A 20,573-nucleotide genomic window follows, 5' to 3' on the forward strand; every position below is an offset into this window, starting at 1 on the left:
ATTCGCGCTTCACCTACCAACTAAGACCAGTTCTGCGTCGGCACGTAATCGCGGCTGCCCTTGATCTTGTTGTCCCCGTCGACGAAAACCAAATCTGGCTTCCAGTGGGCCTTCAGTTCGGCTTCGTCGACCGTTGCGAATGCTGCAATGATCACGAGATCGCCGAGATGCGCACGACGCGCAGCTGAACCGTTCAGCGAAACCATGCCGCTACCGCGTTCCCCCTTGATCGCATACGTCGAGAAGCGCTCGCCGTTGTTAATGTTCCAGATGTCGATCCGCTCGTTTTCGACGATATTCGCGGCTTCGAGCAGATCCTCATCGATGGCGCACGAGCCCTCGTAATGCAGTTCGCAGTGTGTGACAACCGCGCGGTGAATTTTCGATTTCAGCATGTGGCGATGCATTGTGTGTCCTTACCAGCAAGCGGTTGATGGCGGGATGGTGGATACAATACGCGCGTTGCGGCCGCACGTGGTCAACTGCGAAGGGCTCCCGTTCCATACGAACACCTAGTCGGGTGCCGCGTCTGTGCGCGTTAGCGAAAAGCTCCGAAGGCGACAATTCTTTCGCGTCGCCAGGCACACACGGGTGCCCCTACATCTCGATCACAATCTTGCCGAAGTGCCCGCCGCGCTCCATCAGTGCGAATGCTTCGGCGGCCCGCTCCATTGGGAACACGGCTCCTACAACCGGCTTAATACCGCATGCGTCGATGGCTGCATTCATAGCCTCGAACTGATCGCGCGGCCCACATGCGATACCTCGGACGCTGACCATTTTTTCAAGGAATGGCACGATGTTAAGGCTCGTCTCTGTGCTACCAAGGAATCCAACGATGGCGGCGCGTCCGCCCGAGGCCATGGCCGACAGTGCCCTCGGTATGGTCGACCCGACGGTCTCTACCACTACGTTCACGCCCCGGCCGGCTGTCGCCTCCAGCACGGCGTTGTCCCAGTCCGCTCTCGTGCGATAATTGATTGCATGATCGGCACCCAGCGCGATCGCACGCTCCGCTTTCTCGTCGCTTGAAGTAATGATTGCGACCCGCGCTCCCATTGCCTTTGCCAACTGTAAGCCAAAGAGCGCCACGCCGCCCGTACCCTCTACGAGCACCCACTCGCCTGCCTTGGCGCCAGTTTCGACCAATGCCATCCAAGCCGTTACCGCAGCGATGGGAAGCGTTGCCGCCTCCGCGTCCGACAGGCTGAGCGGGGCGGCTACTGCATCCTCGGCCGGGACCACAACGTAGTCTTGCAACACACCCGGAAGCGGCCATCCGAGCATTCGACGTTTGCCGACGAAAGTTCCGCTGAGCCAACCTTGAATCAGCGTCGGTATGACCCGCTCTCCAAGCTCAAATCGCGTAACACCTGCCCCAACCTCCACTATCTCGCCGCAGCAATCAGATAGTGGTACCAAAGGGTACTTGATTCCCGAGCTATAGGTCCCTTTGACGATCACCAAGTCTCGATAATTGAGACTCGCGGCCCGAACGCGGATCAAGACTTCCGCTCGGCCGGGGCGAGGAATCGGTTGTTCAGTGATCTTCAAATCGTGAATACTATTGGAGCGCACCTCGATCACGCGCATGGTTTCACTCTCTATGCTCACGCTTGCCTCCTGTTTCATTGTCGGGCGGCGTTCTCCGCGCCCTCGTCAAACTTCGCCGGTGGCGGCAAATGTGTCAACGTAGGCGATCGCACTGTTCCGTACTTTGACGGATCGAGGGCGGTCGTTGATCGGGTATTGCGCAGGGGTCCGGCAGATGGGAGTCGCGGGCCGCGCGGCACGAGCCGTTCGCTGGACACGCCCGGAGCGCTCGGGTAGTGTCCTGCGCACTTCATATCGTCCCGTTGGAGGCGGACCCAGGAGATCGAAACAGCGGTCGACACCGAGACCGCGGTGCTGCAACACCACACCAGTCTCGGTCGGGACCGTTAGACATCTTGCACGTGACCGCGCGCGGGGCGAACTCATCGCAGGGAAAATGGTCAATGGACACGCTACACATGATGCGGATATTTGTTCGTATTGCAGAAGAGGGCAGTTTCACGGAGGCAGCTCAACGCCTGAATATCACGAACGCCAATGCGTCGCGGTCGATCGCGCAACTGGAGGCGCATCTGCGCACACGCTTGCTCAACCGCAGCACGCGCCGCGTCGCGCTTACCGAGGCCGGGCAGCGCTATCTTGAACGATGCGAGCGGATTCTCGCCTATGTCGAGGAGGCCGAGGCCGAAGCCGCTGATGCGCACGCCCGGCCGTCCGGAAAGTTGCGGGTGCATGCGACATCGAGCTTCGGCCAGACATACGTCTTACCGGAGGTCTTGCGCTATCGGGAACAGAATCCTGCAGTATCTGTCGAGCTGACGTTATCGCAGCACGTTCCGGACCTCCTCGACGAAGGCTATGACGTCTCGCTTCAACTGACTATGACGGATCTGCCCGATTCGGGCCTCGTATCGCATCGGCTCGGCGAAGTGCCCAGTGTGCTCTGCGCGGCGCCAGCCTATCTGAGAGAACATGGCACGCCGCGCTCCGTGCAAGAGCTTCGGGGGCACGCTTGTCTACAGATCGTCGCGTCCGTGTTTCCGCGCGATCGCTGGCATCTGGAAGGACCGCATGGCAGGGAAACGTTTGAATTTCCGCCAGCGGACCTTCAGGTGAACGCTATCGAAGCGCTGAGCGTTGCGCTGCGGGAAGGCGTTGGCATCGGCTCGCTCCCCATGGCGACGGCGTTGCCGGCGCTGCGCAGCGGCGCGCTAATCCACGTGCTGCCCGACTATCAGTTGCAGAAGCTGACCGCTTATGTGTTATACGCGTCACGCCAGTACCTCGATGCGAAGATCAAGACGTTCGTAGATTTCCTTCGGGAAGTCGTTCCGCAGGCGCTGGCGGCCGACCATGCGGCATTGTGCATGTCCGGCCAGCCGTGATCCAGCGCATCGCAGGCCACTCATTCCGGGGCGCGGTTGTCGCCTTACTTTAAGAGCAATAACGGGCGCACGTAAGCAAAGGAGCAGTCAGCGGATTGCTTACGCCGACGATATAGTCTTGCAGTCGTTCGATAGCGTGCGCCGTAAATGTTCGATTCGTTATCGGAGTTACTCCCAGGGCATAGTTGCCCCCGTCCGCCTCAAGCGCTATTTTATTCGAACGCGGCTTGAGCAATTCCAGGCACGCGGATCGAAGCAAGCGCAACGAATACAACTATCCGTCGAACAACATAGCCCGGCCTGATCGCGCGAACCCTGCGGGATCAGCAGTAGTGAGTGGCCGGCGCGGCGTCGTACGCGCGTTGCGTCACCTAGGCGTCATCTGCCCCGCATCATGGCGCCTGCACCAATGCCCCCAGCCATTGTCGGCGTGCTCACCCTATCGGCTCAGTCAGGTCAATCGCCTCAACAGTCTTCGCCAGGGGTACGGACTGACCAGGAAACTCACGCCGTAGCTGACGCGCAAGCTCGCCGACAGCGTCGCTGCGATCAAGCGCCTGCTGGATCAGCAAGGCAGCAACCTGCCGCGCCTGCGCCTTTGCGCCAGGCTCGCGATTCTTCTCACGTCCGCGTATCGCGTTGCGCCAGCCAATCCGGGCGCTCTCGACATCAATGTGGTCCAGCACCCGGGTCGACCCGCCAGGCTCGAGCTGCACGAGGAGGCGTAGAAAGAGGAGGCCTTCCTTGTAGAAAGACGGGCTACGCTGCGAAAGCGCCTGCGCCAATCCATGGTAGTGCGGTTCGAGTAAAGCTGGAACAAGTGCCGGTTCCTGCTGAACTATCCTTACCAGCACCAATACTCCCAGTTGCCAGTCGACGTGGGTCCCCTGGCAGAGCGCGATGCGTCTTCCTGCCGCTACATGACGAAACGCGCTGGCAGGAGCGATCGCCGCAAGATGCGTGGACATGGTGGCGATACGCGACTCATTGCGTTCAACCATCGCCTGGATTTCCAGACGTGCTGCAGGTACGGCATGCGCGACGCCGAGCAGCATTCTCGCATCGCCGATTCCGTCTTCCCAATCTGTACCGATTGTCTGGTCGATCCTGTTCCAGTCGAGGCTGAGTACGGTTGCCTCGAACTGCTTTGGCGACGACTTCTGCATGAAGCTGAGGAGTCCGGCGGCCGCCTGGAAGTTTCGATGGGTGCTGCGCGAAAGTCTGGTTGCAAGCTCCTTCGGCGACCAGCAGGCGCAGATCTTTCGCCCCACCTGCCGCATGCGCCGAGAGGGTGCCAGCTTGCCGACATAGATGTGGAGTGGGTCATAGAGCCTCAACGCGTTCCACACGATATCGCGTAGCTCGTCGAACGCACCCTGAGGATCAGCTCGCAGCCGGTCAGCGATTGCCGGGATCAGTGTTTCAATCAGCGTGAATCCGAACTCTGGTTCCAGGTAGCAAAAATGTTCGCAGAAATCGGCCACGACCGACAGATAGGCGTCCTGCGGCCAGGTTGAGACCAGACGGCGACACGCGTCGCGGTCAATGTGCGCGAGATAACGCGCCTTCCACCCCTCATCTTTTCCAGCCCCGGTCGTGGAAAGCAGATTGGCGATCTCGCCGGCGTGCAAGGGAGTTGCGGCACTGATAGCCCGAGCCACGGTGCATGGATCAACTAGCGCGAGGATGCTTTCGCCAAGCGTCCTGTCTGCATTGAGTACATGATTGATGACGCGGGCAATCGCGTAGCATGCGCCTTCGGGTGCCGCCTCCATCCATTGCGCAAGCGTTTCCTTGTGGCCGGCAATCTCTTTCATCTCTTCCGGCAGGTAACCGTGCAGATTGCTGAGTGCCCAACACGCATGTCGAATGTCGAGCGAGTCTTTCGCGGCCCAGCATCGCGCCACGACGGGCGTCAGCCAGGCCTGCTGGACCAGCCAGCGCCACTGCCCATAACCGTCCACCGTCGACAGTTCACCTAGCAACACAGCCAGGCCACCTAACGGCATCGCACCATCAGTGAGCACCGCCCTGAGCACACGGGCAACGATCTGGCGCTCCCCGGCCGTCTGCCCCTGGAGAATGCGTGCAAGAAGAACACTGGCGAGACGCTGGTGCGGACAGCGAAGATCATCAACACGCAGCAAGAGCCGCTGCGCTACCAGCCAGTTGATTGCAGCATTGCTTTTGGCGATCGGCAACGCGTCTCCAACCAGTCCCAGCAACGCGTCGCGCGAACAGTGTGCATCGCGGGCTGCCAGCTGCCGGATTGCCGCAACGGCAAGCACTAGCTCCGCCCCGGCGGCACGAGCGGAACTTGCCAATGCGCTTGCCCGTCTCCACCCTCCCCCAAGGATGAAACAGAATTGCCATGGGTAGAGCGCCTGCTCCGCCTGCTGGAGGCGCACATCGAGCCGCTCGTCTACTGGGCGATCGCCGATCCGGTCATCGGCGCGACGAACGGCGGCAAGCGTCACTTCGGGAGAAGCCCGCAAGCCGTCCGCAATGACCCGGACGGCGCGTCTGGCATCGAGCTGGATGGCGCCCGGAAAGCCACCCTCGTCGTCAGAAATCGTGTACGCGCTCAACACCCAGCGCGATGCGGTCGCCCGCTCTTCCAGTTCGCGAAGTAACGCGGGACGGGTCAGATGCGCGTCATCGACGATATAGAGGGTCGGCCTTGAACTCTCATCAAAGGGTGGAACGCTTCCCATCGGATCAGCCAACCGCAGAATCCGCCAGCCGCGTGCGTGCATCTGGCGCGCCACCTGCAGAACCGAGATTGACTTCCCAGCTCCGGGCACACCCGCGAGGCGGGCAGAGCCAGCCCGCTCCAGATCGACAGTCAGCAGGGCTACCTCCGGAAGCGTGGGACACGCCGCGACATCTGCCGGCCCGAGCGAGCGACCCATCAATGCAGGACCAAGGTCACGCGCCACCTCGAACAGGACCTCCGACCACCCGGACACGCCGGTCCCGACTGTCGCTGATCGCGGCAAGAGCGCCATGAGGCCTTGCCGGATCTGGTCGAGTTCGTCAGCTCGTGGCAATGCACGCAGTGCTGCCATGATCCCGGGCAGATCACCTGCATACTCGGGATAGATTTCTTCCACCACTGCCTGATGGCTGGACATCAGCCCTTGAATCGTGTCCCAGCCGATGGCGACAACGGGAAATTTGCCGTCCTTCTCCCGACGTTCGGACACGAGCCGGGCATGTTCCTGAAGTGTTGCGTCGTTGGGAGCCGTGGTCGCGAACGTCCAATGTCCAAGCGCAGGTTTGAACTTCTCCGCCTTGGCAAGTTCTGCATCGAACTCCGCAATAGTCGCCTTCGCTCCGTAGCCATTGTTCTTCCCTTTGCACTGCACGCCAAAATTCTTGCCTGGCGCGCTCTCGGGCGCCCCATAGACATCGACACCGTGCTGCTGCTGGCCAGATCGCCCGTTTTTCTGCGCAACAGGCGCCTTCCACACTGCGGCAAACAGTGCGCGAGTCAGATCTTCGAACCTCTCCCACGACTTTGGTGGTGGAATCTGTTTTTCGATAAAGTCCATTGGACAGTCACCCCGTTGATGCTCTTACGCCTTCTTCTGCACAGCGGAGATCGAATGCATGCCGACAAGTCCCCGGTCTGCACACCCCTCCCTGCGGTCGATCAAGGTGTCGAAATCACGCGCTTTCATATCGGCGAACCCGGTGTGAGCGCATCCGCCGTCCTGCCTGCAGGAAAGCCGGAAGTTCAACGGCCGCGTGGACCGTTGAGTCGTTCCTCCAGCCTGTTAGCCTCGGGAACGCCAAGACTAACAAGCTCTGCCACGACACTGCCCACCTCCGCACGGGTTGCCGCGTCGGCGTCTATTGCGACAGGGTACAGAGAATGAATCGCTTCGACGATCTCGCACCACCGCCTGCCGAACCCGAGATCGATCCAGAATGACCGAAAGTCGGGATACGTTGAGAGCCAGATATTGCCTGCCTGAACTAGTAGACGAAGATGTTGCGCGCGCGGAGAAACTTCCAGAAGGTTTAGCAGCACAAGGGCGACAAAGGGCGACGGTCCAGAAAGCGTGAGCCGGGCCAGAACCGTCAGAAGTGGCTCCAGCCTCTCCACACCCCTTTCGAGGAGATAGCTCTTCGTAAGTCCGCCAAAGTTGTGGTCGTTAAGGAACAGCGTGGCGATCGCCGGAGCTATGTGCATCTCAATGGACGTTTTCCTGGTGCCCACCAGACGCTTCCACCCGCGGCTTTCCATCATGCGATCGGCGAACCCCGATCGAACGGCAACAGCAACAGAAGCGTCCACATTGCCGCCATCGAAGTAGACCGCGTCGAAGCTTCGCAGGAAGTCGGCGAGAACGTCGAAGAAGTTCTGCTCCGGTAGTGCTGCAATCGGTCTCAGGAGATCTGCGACCTGATTCGCGGCAAGACCGACCGTGCATCGAGCAGTCAGCGCAAAGAAGACGCTATTCCATTCTGACGGTGTATCGTCAGCTTCCTCCCCGTCAACGAGTTCACCGCCGTTCGCGCCAATCGTCCACGACATGTAGGCATCGGCGACATCGCGAAGCCACGGGCACCTGTCCGCGTTGCCTAGTCCCTGCACCTGGCGCAGCCATAGCGCCGCCGTCTGATGGTAAACCTCCTCTTCCGGCGGCAGCGCTTCAGCTTCGGGCGGATCCTCAAACTGCATGGGAGCCACAGGTAATCGAAGATGTCGTCTGAGACGGATTTGCTCCTGGGGAAAAATAGGCCAGGCGGGCTCGGGCCCCGCTCCCTCCAGCCAGGCCATTTCCGCATCAATCGCGGTTACTGCAGCCGCCCGCCGCCGCTCGCCACGGGCCGCCTCCTCTTCCACAGAAATATCCCACTTGCGGACAGGAACGATGCAGGCAACAAGCGCGCAGCGTAATAGTGCCCGCGGCAGGCGCTCGTCAACTCCCGACAGCGCCCCGATTGCGGCGCCCAAGCCGTGTGCCGCTGCATGGTGACCTTCTGCCGCCACCGCGAGCAAGGCTCTCACCTCTTCCCGAGTGTTCCAGTGGACGAGGCCGTAGATCAGTCCGGCAAAGGCAATTGCAACCGGGTTAAAGCGAAGTCCACCTCGCACCTGATGCACGGGGTCGTGGCCATCAGACGTGAGCGCGTCCTGCAACCGGGCACGTGCCCAGTCGTCATGAACATCCAGCAAGCTGCCATCTCCGTCCCGCATGACCATCATCGCGGTGGCAACCACGGCCTCGCGCCGTATCTTTTGCGACGTGTCACCGCCATCATTGTCCGTCGACATCCCGGGGTCCGGAACGGGGCTGCTCGCCCAGGTTACCGCGACTCGAAGTTGATCCGGCGAGAAACGAGAAGGATCGTCGAAGGCGACCATGATAGCGCTCTGCATCGCGAGGTGAGACGATCTGGCTGCATCAGCGTCCCGTAGCGCCTGCAGATGATTCTGTTCCGCAGCCGGCGACAGGTACTGACGAGCCTTCACGACTGAACCATCCTCACGCTGCGCATCGACCTCATGCCAGTTTGCCGGATCGGCGAGGTTCAGCGCATGCAGGACCATGAACTCCGGGTCGCCGAGATTGGCACGAGTTCCGGCTGGTCCCAGGCGATCGGCCGCATCACGTAGCAGTTGCGTCAGCTTTTGCAGTTGCTCTGGGTCGGTTGGCACAGCGTAGCTGCCAATCAGCCCGTCGAGCGTCATGCGCCTGGACGGGCGTTTCTTCAGCCCGGCGGCACTGACCGCACAGCGCGGTTCGGTCTGCAGTGCCTTCATCCCGAAGAAATCCGGAGTTCCGAACCGATCGTGAACCTGACGCGAATGGTCCAGGCACAGCAGCTCCGGGCAACCAACAAACTCCGCGGCTGATGTGGCTGACTTTGGCCAGTGCGAGATGATAAGGTCGACCGCAACAAGCAGGTAGGCCGCACATGATCTTGGCGGGCCGAGCACGTCTTTCAGAACGACATCGAAGGGTTCACCGGCTTCGATACGTTGATGGGCCCAAGCTTCCAAGGCCATCAGCGCCGACGTGATGGAGTAATGGTCGCTGTCCCTGGACCAGAAATAGGTGCCGGTCCAGGGAAAGAAACGCGGGCCGTCCGCATACGCTAGGCTGATCCCGTCGTCGCCGGCATCACGCCCGCGGCTGCCGTGTGCGATGGCATGGTCCACCAGGCGATGAATCAGCGCGAGCCCGTCTGCGGGCGAATGCAACAGCAGTTCGAAGAACGGGCCTTGCGCCGGCGATGCTGGAATAAAGCCTTGGTCGACGAATGTGAAGGCTTCGTCACGTTCGCCATGAAACCGGCGATGACTAGGGCGCGGTTTTTCAATCAATGCCTCCGCGGTCAGCGCGGCCAGCTCGGCGGGCGCCGCTTGCGCCAAAGTCCCACGCATCTTCAGGATGCTTCCGATCAGGTCTTCGTTGCGCTCAGCTCGCGCGACAGCCCGGAGATATTCGGCGGCCAGATCGGGGGTGGTGCGGGCGAACATGATGAATCCGTTGTGGAGGTCCCGCCGAATCGACTGCACCTGATCGCGCTCAAAGCCCTCCCAGAAACGGGGCGCACCATTCGGGCCGGGAAGACCATCGTCCGGTTCCATCAGCCTCAGCCATCGGTATAGCTGTCGCGTCACAAGCGGCGTGATGTCCGTGAGACCAAGCGTCCCGGTCGAGAAGGCCGAATACAGGTCAACCACTTCTGGAATGGCCTCGGCCGGAACGTTCTCGCCGATGCCCAGGAGCCACAGGACGAGGACGGGCCAGGCGTGACCCTTCGGTATTGTCATGCCTGCCGGTATGAGATCGGGATCGACGCCAGCAGCGGCGAAGGCCGCCGAAGCCGGTGCAACTTCGACGGCCATGACCGTGCGCAGGAGCTCGCGTAGCAGTAACGCCTGATTGGCAAACAGGACGGGCTGGACGCGTTGCAGTATGGTCGCGGCCGCTTCGGAGCGGACAAGTGCAAGCAGAGCCGCTCGCCTCCACGACCTGTGCGCGTCGTTATCGCTGAGGCGGTCCACAAAGCTGTTCCACCCCGAACCATCGGTTGCGCGCTCCGCGATCATCCTGGCAGCGAGCTCAACGCCCCGCGCGAGCGTTGCGACCGCGGGGCGCTTCAGGTCCAGCCGGTCGATCAGGCTGAGCTCAGCATGCAGTGCGCTGGCAATCGCCCATTCGCGCAGTACGTCGTGGCGAAAGGAGACGCGATTCGGGCCAAGGTTGCGCAATGTACCGCTGCGGACCAATGCGTCAACCGGCTCCGACGGCTGTGATCTGACATCAAGACCATCTGTTCCTGTGAGCGTCTGCCACGCCAGATCATTCAGCAACCGAGCCCGGTCCCGCCAGCCAGCGTCACGCTCGCCGTCGGCTGTGGACCACCACTGGCTGGCCATCTCAGCTTCGGTGTGCGGCAAAGGGTCGGCCGCAGGCTGACTGGCGACGCGGGCCAGTCTGAACAGGTTCCTTGTCACCTGCCGGGCAGGATGGTTATCGCTGAGCAACGGGCTCAACGCAGGATCCCCGTTCGCGAGCTGTTCGATCTCCGCCTCGCTCAACGCATCGATCATCACCGGCGGCGCCCGCTTCAGTCTGTCGAGCGCATCTTCCGGCAACCAGCTGGACTCCTCCACGCCGAACCCGGTTCGGGCAGTGGCGAGAACCGACACGCCAGGCACGTCCGCGGCGGCCCGGAGCATGTCAACGACCGTGAGACGTTCCTCGCTGCGGAAAGAGTCGAGATTGTCCACAAACAGGATGGCGCCGCCATTGCTGGCAAGCTCGACCAGAAGCTCATGGGCGGTACCTTCGAAGCCGAGCTGCGCGCGCATGGCTGTCCAGCCGCGTGGAACGCAACGACCAGGACTGAGGACGAGAACCTGCCCCTCCGTCTGCAAGGACTCGGCCACCTGACGCAAGACACCGGACTTGCCTACGCCTGCGTCGCCACGAAGTTCGACATAACGTGCAGCATCGAAGGCCTCATGTACCTCTGCCACGCGCTCATGTCGCGCAAGGATGACCTGACCTACACGGTTGTCGATGTCCGCGAGCGCCTGGCGGGCATGTTCAGCAACGGCCGCCCGTGCGCCTGCGTGCCGCAGGTCTTCGGCGAAGCGAAATCCGCGAGGATGCAGGGACTCCAGTAGCGTTGTGCGATTTTTATCCCCGCCGCTCCTGGCGACACTGATCGCCAGCTCAACCAGGTTCGCCCAGAACGCATCCACTCGCGACGCGTCGTCAGCATGCAACGTCCGGAGTGCCCGCTCCCGGACGAGATCCTCCGATACGGAGCCAGGGGCTGTGAAGTCGAACGTGAGAATCTGAAGCCGGCGTAGCAATTTCCAGGTCGTTTCGTCATCGTGCGGTGCCCCCTCTTCCTCGAGGTGCACCTGGAACGTTTTCACGAAACTGCGCATGTCGTCGTTCGCGACACCAGGAAGCCTGAGTTGTGAGACGAATGTCTGCGGATCTCCGATCTGCCGCGCCAGTGCGAGCACCTCCTGATAGGGACCATCGATCTTGCGCGACCCTCTGGCAGTGGCGATTGCCAGGCCGTACCGGGTTGACCAGAAGTCCGCGCGCCGCACGGCCTGTGCAATCTGGCCGACAACATTGCTGAAAACCGGGTCCGCCGGGGTGAACGTGATAGTCCGCTTGACCTGTATTTCCAGTACCGCAGGTCTGCCGGAACCATCGACTGCATGAACGATCACGTCGTCGAGAGGCCGCCCGGTGTTCGCCTGCTGAAGGGCAATCCGGTCGATCGTTGTGCCGGGAAGACCACGTGGCGGTGCCCCGCAGAGCATGGCAAGCAGATAGAACGCCGCAACCTGCCCTTCAAAATGCGCTCCAGCAGGTCCACTGGCAGCCGTACTCGTCCCCTGTTGATCAGGGACGCCAGGGTCATCACCCTCACCTTGAGTCTTTTCCATCATGACCTTTCCATATCAACCCGGCGTTACAGGGCGCGGTGAATAGCCTTTCGCGAACAGCCGCTCAACCAAAGACTGTGACTGGCTGATCCATGATTGCCCGCACGTGATGGATCGCGTGCCTCAACGCGGAGCAGGTTCGAAGCGTCGAGGTGGATCAACCTGTGCCCAAGTGCACAGGCTGACACCTCTAACTCCGCCTCCCCGCGCGCCACTTCCAGAGGCGCGGCTGGAGACATGGCGCAGTGCGGCAGTCGAAGGACCAGTCAAACGCAGGTTCCCGCTGAATGAAACCCTGCTTTTGCCTACTGACGTGGCCTATGCGACCGTATGGTATTTCATCGCGTTGCCGGCCATCTTATATCGATCACCTTCCCGTCTTTTTCTCAAGCAGATGGCCGGCGCGAATGACGTGCTGATGGATGGTCATCGAGTCCAGAAATGAAGGGTATGAAAGCCACCACTTTTATACCCTGCCGGGACCGGCGTTTCGACAGAAGATCGTAGAGATTCAGAAAAGCTGCGCCCCAAGTTCGCGCGGACTTCCCCACCTCACCGTGCTGACGAAAGTCCGGCCACGGGAATCACGTCACTCGATCATCGCGGGGTGCCCCGCTCCTTAGCGCTCACGCGAACGCGGGATGCGCGAGTGGTAACTCAACAGGCCGCCGATGTGTGGACACAGACGGTGCCACTGGCGTCGTGATCGTCTGTTTTCCATTGCTTCTGAAATGGCAGACTCTCAGCAGACTCAAGCGGATGGACACGGCTGTCGTTGCCCTCCGCTGCACGACGTCACTGATGCTACAAGGCGACGCCGACCGGGCCCAGACGCCGCAGCCGCAATATCGCTTGACCATGCACGGTCGGCCCTGTCCGCGCGAACGGGTTGCAGGACGTCAGGCGCCGTTCACCTCATCCTTGAACGCCTTACCCGCGGTGAACTTGACCGTCTTCGCGGCCGGGATCTGGATCTCGGCGCCGGTCGCCGGGTTGCGGCCAACACGCGCGGCACGGGCGCCTGTCGAAAACGACCCGAAGCCGATCAGCTGCACCGTGTCGCCCTTCGTGACAGCCGCTGTGATGGTGCCGAGCAGCGCGTCGAGCGTTTCGGCGGCGAGGGTCTTGCTGGTGCCGGCTTTTGCGGCCACGGCGTCGACGAGGTCCTGCTTATTCATGGTGATGTCCTTCAGGTTCGGTTGGAATGCCGCACCCTACCCGATTCCCGCACCGGTGCGCAACCGGCTTCAGAGCGGCGCCGATGGACTGGCCGTCATTCAGCCAAGATTGCCCACTGACGGCATGGCCACGAAAGGTCACCCTTTGTGGGGCGGCCCGTATCCCCCGGTGCCAGCGATGCCGTCGCTCATCGGCGATCACGAACGGCGCACCCTCACCACGCGTGCACCCCGCAATGCAGCCGTCACACGTTGCGCGCGCGAATCCGTTGGCCCGGCATGCAATATCCCAATTGGAGCGACGGAACTCCTTCCACTCCCTCCCTTCCTGCTGACGGCACCTCAGCGACCGGCGTCCTCGCTCCGATCCGTGCGTTGGCCGCCGTCGCGCTCGCCGTGCCCTCAGGCTCAGCAGTTCGCGTGCCGAACCCACTTGAGGGGGCTCCCCACGGGCGCCCGGCGCCGAAAAGCGCCGCGCGACCTGGCGCTGGGCGTCACCCGCGCAGTTTTGATAACTGCTATTATCGCCACTGCGTTTAATGCCTAAATCCGGGGTCGTGGCACTCGACTCCAGGCCCTGCGGGCTTTCCAGCCACTTGTTTTCCGTTTTCATCCCAGCATGGCCAACCGGTCGCTTCCTATCACCCTCACGCGCGCCTATAGCCGCACCGACTTCACCGCCCTGCGTGCGTTCGTGCAGCGGGTGCCGCCGGCGACCATCGCGCGCCTGTATTTCAGCGAGGACCGCGATGGCAATGCGCCCACCGCCGGGTGGGTCAGCACGTATCTGCGACAGATGCAGGCCGATCTGGTGGACCTCGCGATCGAGCATGGATCACCCGTGCTCGCCGACCACCTCAAAGCGTCGGCGCGTGCGCACGGCAGCGCACGGCTCACCGCGGTTACGCTGAAAATGGTCGAGCAAGCGGCAGCGCTTGCAGTAGCGCGACCCGATGCACAGCATCCGGTCGGCATGTGGTTCCGTCCGCTCGTGTCACTCCGGCTGAAGGGCGAAGGGATCAGGACGCTGGGCGATCTGGTGGCGTTCTGTAACCGGCGCGGAGGCAGCTGGTGGCGGCCGGTGCCACGCATCGGTGCGAGCCGGGCCCGGCACATCGTCGCGTGGCTACGGCAGCATGAGGCGTCGATTGGTGAGCGGGTAGTCGATGATGTGGAGCTCGAGGACCCCCTCGTCGCGGCCGACTTGGTGGTCGTTGATGGGCCGCGCAGCGCACTTGTGCCGCTCGAACGGATGACCGTCAGTACCGCTCTTTCCGGCACAACTGGCGCTAACCGGTCTAGCGCTTTCCCGTTCATCCAAGCGCGCAACGATCTGGACGCGGTGCGCGCCTACCTTAACCGCTATCGGGACCAGCCAAAAACGCTGCGGGTTTACACGAAGGAGCTGGAACGCTTTCTCTTGTGGGCAGTCGCCGTAAGGGGCAAGCCAATGAGCGCGCTGATGGTCGAGGATTGTGAAGCCTACAAGGACTTCCTCGCTCTCCCCTCCCCTTCCTTTGTCGGGCCCAGGGCGCCGCGCAGCTCGCCGCGCTGGCGACCTTTTGCGACCGACGCACTGACACCAGAATCGCAGCGCTATGCGACCCGGGCGCTACGTGCGGCGTTCGCGTGGCTGGTCGATGTCCGGTATCTGGCCGGCAACCCGTGGAAGGCCGTGAACGATCCGCGGGTGGTCAAACGGGAGACCAGCATCCGCATCGATCGGGCACTTCCTCGAGATCTATGGGAGCGCGCCCGGGCGTTCATGGACGGGGCATGCAGACCCGTCGGCGCGAAGCAGTGGCGCATCGCTCGCGCCCTGCTCCTCCTCATGGGGGCCTCGGGGCTCAGGCGGGAAGAGGCGGCCGGCGCGGTGCGTGCCCGGTTGGTGGTTTCACCGCACAGCACACGTGTGCATCCGGTGTGGCAACTAACAGTGATTGGCAAGCGAAACCGGGAGCGCACCGTCCCAGTCAGTCCTGCTACGGTGTCCGCGCTGCGCGCCCACTGGCGCGACAGAGGGGAACCTTTTGACGGCCCGCACTCGCCCGCTTCACTGTCCATTCCGCTGCTCGCGCCACTCGTGGTGCCAAATTTCAGGGTTGCCGAGGCCAAGCATGCTAATACTGATGCCCCCCAGGGTTACTCCACACACGGCGTCTGGAAACTGGTCCGGTGGGCGATGACAGGTTTGCTGGAAGGTATGGACGGACTGTCGGAAGCAGAGCGGATGGTGCTTCATGAGGCGTCGCCGCACGCGTTTCGCCACACGTTCGGGACACATGCTGCGGGCGAGGACGTGCCGATCGACGTAATCCAGCGGGCGCTGGGACACGCCAGCATGCAGACAACTTCGATTTACGTTCAAGCGGAGCAACGTCGAATGGCGCACGAATTCGAGCGCTTCTACGCCAGCGAGCCGGATTTGAATGAATGACAAACGGCGGGCGCGACTTTGGGGAATCACCTGTCGCTCCCCGGTCCCTGCCCCGACCGATCGATTGAGAGCCGGCATCGTGACTGCGCTTGGCGCTTTACCCGAAGGCATTGTCAACTGACAGTTTTCTGACAGTTCTGCTTTGACGTCACACAGCCCGTAGCACTCTTCTGACACTTTTCTATCAGAATGGGAGCCCCCTGAGCGCGCAGTTTAGCGCGAAGCGCCACCGTGCCATCGGTAGCGCCAATTCAGTATATAAGGCAGCCGCACCAGTTACGATGGCAAAGGTCACGAACGGCTGGGGCCAGACAACGCAGGAATGTGGTGCCCGGCGTTATTGGCGGCTTGACGTGGACGAAGCTTCCGCCGCAGCATCCTGGCCGCCTTGCCACTCTACCTGGGGAAACTGGCGCACCGGCGACGCTCAAAATCGAGTTCCCACGCCCCGAGCGGAACCGCGCCAGTGCCGAAACAATCCCAAGTACCCAAGTGCCTGATTCTATTCAATATCCAAATTGGATTGGCCGCAGCAGAGCAGCGCCATCTCGGCTAACATTTTGATTTTATTGAGTTTCCAATTTGGATGTTCAGCGCCATTACTTGTTGTCGAGCTCAGATTGGATGAACTCGGCGATTCGTCGCGCCCATTCTTCCGCGATTGCCTCTCCGTCTTTTCCCGGAAAGCGCAGACCGACGACCCCACTCCTGACTGACACGTCACAGAACTTCCGCTTGCCAGTGTTAATTGTCATTACCGACGGCCGTGCCGCTTTCGGACGAGCTGGGGAGGCTAATGCCAGAGCCCTCTCCTGCGTCATGTCGACTGAATTAACTAAAGCATCGATTGCCTTCGTCACCTCTTCCACTCGCCCTTGCTGTGCCAACGAGGCGAACTTCGCGGCAGCGGTGCCACCCAGCTTGTGAGGTCTGGCCGCGACAACTTGTTTCGCAGCGTCCGGTAAGTTCTCAAACGACAGAATTCGAGCCACGTGGCTCTGCGCCAGCCCTGACATACGAGTGATGTCTGCCTGAGACAGACCAAGGTTCTGCTGAATTCTCTTGAATTGCCGGTATTTTTCAAAGTCTGGAAGTGACGGCGCGAGCAAATTGGAGAACGCTGCACCTAGCTCTACTTCAGCATCCGTTCCGTTGAACGGTACACCACGAATGGTCGCGCGATTTAACTCATCGCGGTAAATCGCTACTCGGTTATTTCCAGAAATGATCTCGTTCCGACCATCGCCCAGCGGTCGATAAACAATAGGGTGCACAAGCGGATTGCGTTCGAGGTTTGTTCGAAGCTCCTTGTACTCTTCCTCAGAGAGAACTCGTCGCCGGCCCGGAATTTCGACGAGAGTTTCGATTGCGACTTCTTGAGACGACCCGACTCCGGCGGTTTCAAGCTCCTCAATTCGTTTCATCGCCGACTGGAGTTCTCGCTCCTTCTCAGCAAGTAGCGGAAAGGAAGCCATCAATTGCCCAGGCGCCGTTTTCGGCCGTCCGGAGGGATCGTCTCCGGCCTTTGGACTGCGTGGAGACGATCCTATGGAAGCGGCTTTTGCTGCTAGTCGGTCTTTAATGCTCATTTGGCCTCCTGGCCCGCGTGCCACAACGCAACAAGTTGCTGATCGATAATCTCGGCAAACCGATCGTAGGCCTCGCGCGCCCGCTGATAGGTTTTCAGACTGCCTTGGTATCTCGAAATGTCGTAAACGGTCCCGAATTCCGCCGCGGCGGTTTGCGTAACCGCAGTCGTCGGAATCTCGATCGGAAGCACCAAGCCTTCATATGTCTTGTTAATCCAATCTCGTACGATAGGCGTTGCCGCTTGACTCTGATCGACCTTCGCCAGAAGAACATGAATAAAATCGAAGCTTTTGACGAGCTCAGGCGCCACCTGTGTCATGCTTTCTGATAGGTCCGAAAAGAGGCTCCAGAACTGAGTGGAAGATGCGTAGTCGAGTGCGCTCGGCGGCGTCGGTACAATCAGCCCGTCCGCAGCCATGAAGGCGTTGATTGTCAGATAGGAGAGTGCAGGGGGGGTGTCAATAATTACGACGTCATACTCGTCCAAGAGCGGCTCAAGCCCCCGATTCAACACGTTCCAAAATTGGAATGATTGGTCCTTCGATTGCTTGAATGGAAGAAAAAATTCGGCACCAAACAATGCGGCGCTTGCGGGAATGAGATCGACGCCGTCCCAGTACGTCGACTGGACCGCGTATTGCAGGTCGTCCACGTCTCCATAAATCAACGGAAGAACCGTCTGCTCGTCAGAAACTTCGCTATCCGCTAGTATTCCGTTGAGCGCGGACAAGGACGCTTGCGGATCAAGGTCAACGAGTAACACCCGACGGCCGAACAGCGACAAGCCCTGCGCAAGCGTCATGGCTGTAGTCGTTTTACTAACGCCGCCCTTGAAGTTTCCAATGGCAATTTTCTTTCCCTTCACCCCTGCAGGACGCTTCGCGAACGGCGCGATCTGGTCGATCCATACCCGTGCCTCCTCAAGAGTGAACTCCCGGCTTCGGCTGTGCCGCAAGGTCCCTTGCGGCAATTCTGAGTCGGACCGCGTTAGATAATTCATTCGCTGCCTATCGATTCGACACAGGTCCCCGACTTGTGCGGTCGTGAACACGGGGGGATTTTTACGCGGGTGAGGAGCAAGCATGCTTTCCCGAACATCCACAAGCATGCCGCTCGCGTTGTCTGCGATAGCTTTTATCGCCGACAGTGGCAACGGTTTCGGAGCATGCTTCAGCTGGATTGACATCTTTGGTTTTTCAGAGCGCGCACGCACTGCTGTATTCATCAAAAGCTCCCGGTTTTAGTAACGCCCACCGCTATGGGCGCCGTATGGTTGTTTCAACACGTAAAGCGTAAATCAGCAAGTCGTGTTGAATTCTGCCGGAGCTTAGTTAGGAAAACTAGGGCTTGCAAGAAGTTTCGGTAAAGATCTGGGCGCACGATAAACGTTCGACGCTGATTGACGCGTCACGCCGGTGTGTCGGCCAACGAAAACACCCCAAAGCGGTGTAACTTCGTGTACGTAGGACAACCGTGGCTAGCCCGAAATGCAGAAAGGTCATGGTTTGTGGGGAGCTTTTCAAATTGACGGGCGGCCAAAGGTCATGGTTTGTGGGGAGCTTTAAAGACTGGCTCCTGCTAGAAGTCATCTTTTATGGGCGAGTCGGACCGGCGCATAGCTTTGACCGACGCCCTTTTATGCGACTCCAACGCCGATGTCAGCCCAGAATTGGCCTCCGCACCGGTGCCGACCTGCGGACTTCAACATACAGCCGCTGCGGTCGACGGAGCCCGGCTGACCCCGCCACGCCAAACCGACGCGCCGGAAGTCAGGGTCTATGGGGGATTGGCCGCGTTACTGTGCAGCCCGGAACTCCGCCCCATAAACCCTGACCCGTGGAAACCGAACTTCCGCAGAACCAACTTATAAATCAATCACTTGCAGTGGCTTTCGTGAGGTGCCCCACGGAACCTGACTTTCCCCATAGACCCTGACCGATTGACCCATAAACCATGACCACAAGGACCTCCTGATGCCCTTAAACCCTGACCTTTCGCCCCATGGAACCTGACCGAACCGAGCCGAAAGCCCTATCCACTAAGGCTTCGCCGGCTGTAAACGTTGTTAAAGTGTTTGTTTTTTAAAAAAACCAACAAACAGGCGTTGCTCCTCGACATATTCGTTTTCAAACCCGTACCTTCGCACGCGGCGCGAAGTGAGTGGCAAACAAGAGAAGTCATGGTTTATGGGGCAAAGGGGCAGCCCGTCATTAGGTGGCGTCTCAAAAGTCAGAGCCAAATGGGTTGCTGACATGACCTTCTCCACATAAAATCGCCGCAGCAATGGAGAACACATGGCAAACCTTAAGCCGCTCAACCTTCCACCCAGCGAACTGAAGAAGCATGTCGCTACGGTTCACGTCAGCGGTGAACTATCGTTGCTCGAGCGCAAGATTGTGAATGTGCTCCTCCTGAACGCATACGACGAGCTTCTGACAAAAAAACGTCACACCCTGCCGGTCGGGATTCTATGCACGATGTTGGGCTTCGATAGCAAAAATCACGACGCATTGAAGCGAGCCTTGCTAAAAGTCATGTCGACGCCAATCTCGTTCGACCTTCTTCACGATGGCGGTAAGACAGACTGGGAGGCCTCTCCGCTTATCGCCTACGCAAGCATCAAGAGCGGCACTTGTGCTTACGAATACAGCGACTGGCTCGCCGAGAAACTTGCAAATCCTGACATCTATACGCTAATAAACATCAACGTTCAGCGACAATTTAGCGGCGGTTACGCGCTCGCGTTGTACGAAAATTGCCTTCGCTTCAAACGAACGGGATCAACCGGCTGGATCTCAGTCGAGACTTGGCGACGACTTCTTGGCGCCGACGCGAGCATGTACGACGAGTTCAAGCATTTTTCAAGTGAGGTCATCAAGAAGGCTGTGAAGGAGATAAACCAAGTCTCCAATATCATCGTCACCCCTGAATACAAGAGAGAGGCGAGGAGGGTGGTTCAAATCCGTTTTCTTGTTGACGATAATCCTCAACGCTCAATGCTGGACAATGAAGAAGATGAAGACCAGAAGGCGGTCCGAGGTTCTGAGGCGTTCAAACGCCTCACAAAGCTGGGCGTTGGAGATCGACTTGCAATAAGTTGGATTCAACAGGAGCCCGAAAGGGCGCTTCAGACGGCGCTCTACGTCGAGGAGCGTGCCAAGCGAAAACAGATTCGAGGCAACGCCGGCGGCTACGCAAGGACAGTCTTCGAAAAGGGCTCGAGTATTGAGCCTCCGCGAAACCATCTGAAAGCGGTTCCCGCACCGGCACCTGCCACTGGCGACCAGACATCGGCAGACGAAAGAGCACGACGCACGTCGGAGAAGATCAGAGCTCTGTCTTTGGCTGAAAAGCAGCAATTTGCTGCCGAATACATGGCCCACGGAGGAAAGGGCAACACGTATCAGCACGACATCGGCACGTTCAAAAATGCATTGGAGAGAACCGCGTACACCGCGTGGCTTCGCGCCAAGATCGCGGCCGATTAG

The 20,573-nt window shown here is 60.1% G+C and carries 11 protein-coding genes; 3 read left to right on the plus strand and 8 right to left on the minus strand.

Going from position 1 to position 20,573, the window contains the following annotated elements; genetic code table 11:
* Positions 1-20 precede the first annotated feature (20 nt).
* Together panD and OKW28_RS00120 are read right to left on the minus strand one after the other, a co-directional pair.
* Positions 21-407 (minus strand): aspartate 1-decarboxylase, encoded by a 387-nt coding sequence (gene panD, locus OKW28_RS00115; protein ID WP_429442828.1) that lies wholly within the window; start codon positions 405-407, stop codon positions 21-23.
* Between the two features lie 190 nt (positions 408-597).
* Positions 598-1,614 (minus strand): zinc-dependent alcohol dehydrogenase family protein, encoded by a 1,017-nt coding sequence (locus tag OKW28_RS00120; RefSeq protein WP_429442830.1) that lies wholly within the window; start codon positions 1,612-1,614, stop codon positions 598-600.
* Between the two features lie 383 nt (positions 1,615-1,997).
* Between OKW28_RS00120 and OKW28_RS00125 the strand changes: the two genes are divergently transcribed.
* The gene (locus tag OKW28_RS00125; RefSeq protein WP_429443245.1) at positions 1,998-2,939 is read left to right on the plus strand and encodes a LysR family transcriptional regulator; all 942 of its coding nucleotides are present in this window, start codon (positions 1,998-2,000) and stop codon (positions 2,937-2,939) included.
* A 434-nt stretch (positions 2,940-3,373) separates the two neighbouring features.
* Here the strand turns inward: OKW28_RS00125 and OKW28_RS00130 are convergent, their stop codons facing one another.
* The 3 genes from OKW28_RS00130 to OKW28_RS00140 all read right to left on the minus strand — a co-directional run bounded on the left by OKW28_RS00130 (position 3,374) and on the right by OKW28_RS00140 (position 13,058).
* Positions 3,374-6,493, minus strand: a complete 3,120-nt coding sequence (locus tag OKW28_RS00130; RefSeq protein WP_429442833.1) for a hypothetical protein — start codon at positions 6,491-6,493, stop codon at positions 3,374-3,376.
* Between the two features lie 185 nt (positions 6,494-6,678).
* Positions 6,679-11,883: an ATP-binding protein gene (locus tag OKW28_RS00135; protein ID WP_429442834.1), complete on the minus strand. Its 5,205-nt coding sequence runs from the start codon at positions 11,881-11,883 to the stop codon at positions 6,679-6,681.
* 896 nt (positions 11,884-12,779) lie between these two features.
* A complete protein-coding gene (locus OKW28_RS00140; protein ID WP_429442836.1) occupies positions 12,780-13,058 on the minus strand; it encodes an HU family DNA-binding protein in 279 nt (92 codons plus the stop codon).
* A gap of 619 nt (positions 13,059-13,677) precedes the next feature.
* Between OKW28_RS00140 and OKW28_RS00145 the strand changes: the two genes are divergently transcribed.
* Positions 13,678-15,495: a phage integrase family protein gene (locus OKW28_RS00145; RefSeq protein WP_429442838.1), complete on the plus strand. Its 1,818-nt coding sequence runs from the start codon at positions 13,678-13,680 to the stop codon at positions 15,493-15,495.
* Between the two features lie 599 nt (positions 15,496-16,094).
* Here OKW28_RS00145 and OKW28_RS00150 read toward each other — a convergent pair.
* The 3 genes from OKW28_RS00150 to OKW28_RS00160 all read right to left on the minus strand — a co-directional run bounded on the left by OKW28_RS00150 (position 16,095) and on the right by OKW28_RS00160 (position 19,339).
* Positions 16,095-17,084 (minus strand): ParB/RepB/Spo0J family partition protein, encoded by a 990-nt coding sequence (locus tag OKW28_RS00150; RefSeq protein WP_429442840.1) that lies wholly within the window; start codon positions 17,082-17,084, stop codon positions 16,095-16,097.
* Positions 17,081-18,310 (minus strand): ParA family protein, encoded by a 1,230-nt coding sequence (locus OKW28_RS00155; RefSeq protein WP_429442842.1) that lies wholly within the window; start codon positions 18,308-18,310, stop codon positions 17,081-17,083. The genes OKW28_RS00150 and OKW28_RS00155 overlap by 4 nt, the downstream gene beginning before the upstream one ends.
* Positions 18,311-19,150: 840 nt before the next feature.
* The gene (locus OKW28_RS00160; RefSeq protein WP_429442844.1) at positions 19,151-19,339 is read right to left on the minus strand and encodes a hypothetical protein; all 189 of its coding nucleotides are present in this window, start codon (positions 19,337-19,339) and stop codon (positions 19,151-19,153) included.
* A 40-nt stretch (positions 19,340-19,379) separates the two neighbouring features.
* On the opposite strand from OKW28_RS00160, the gene OKW28_RS00165 reads away from it, so the two are divergent.
* Entirely contained in the window at positions 19,380-20,573 is a 1,194-nt protein-coding gene (locus OKW28_RS00165) for a replication initiation protein (RefSeq protein ID WP_429442845.1), read from the plus strand.

This window comes from Paraburkholderia sp. 40 (assembly GCF_050434105.1).
Classification (GTDB): Bacteria; Pseudomonadota; Gammaproteobacteria; order Burkholderiales; family Burkholderiaceae; genus Paraburkholderia; species Paraburkholderia tuberum.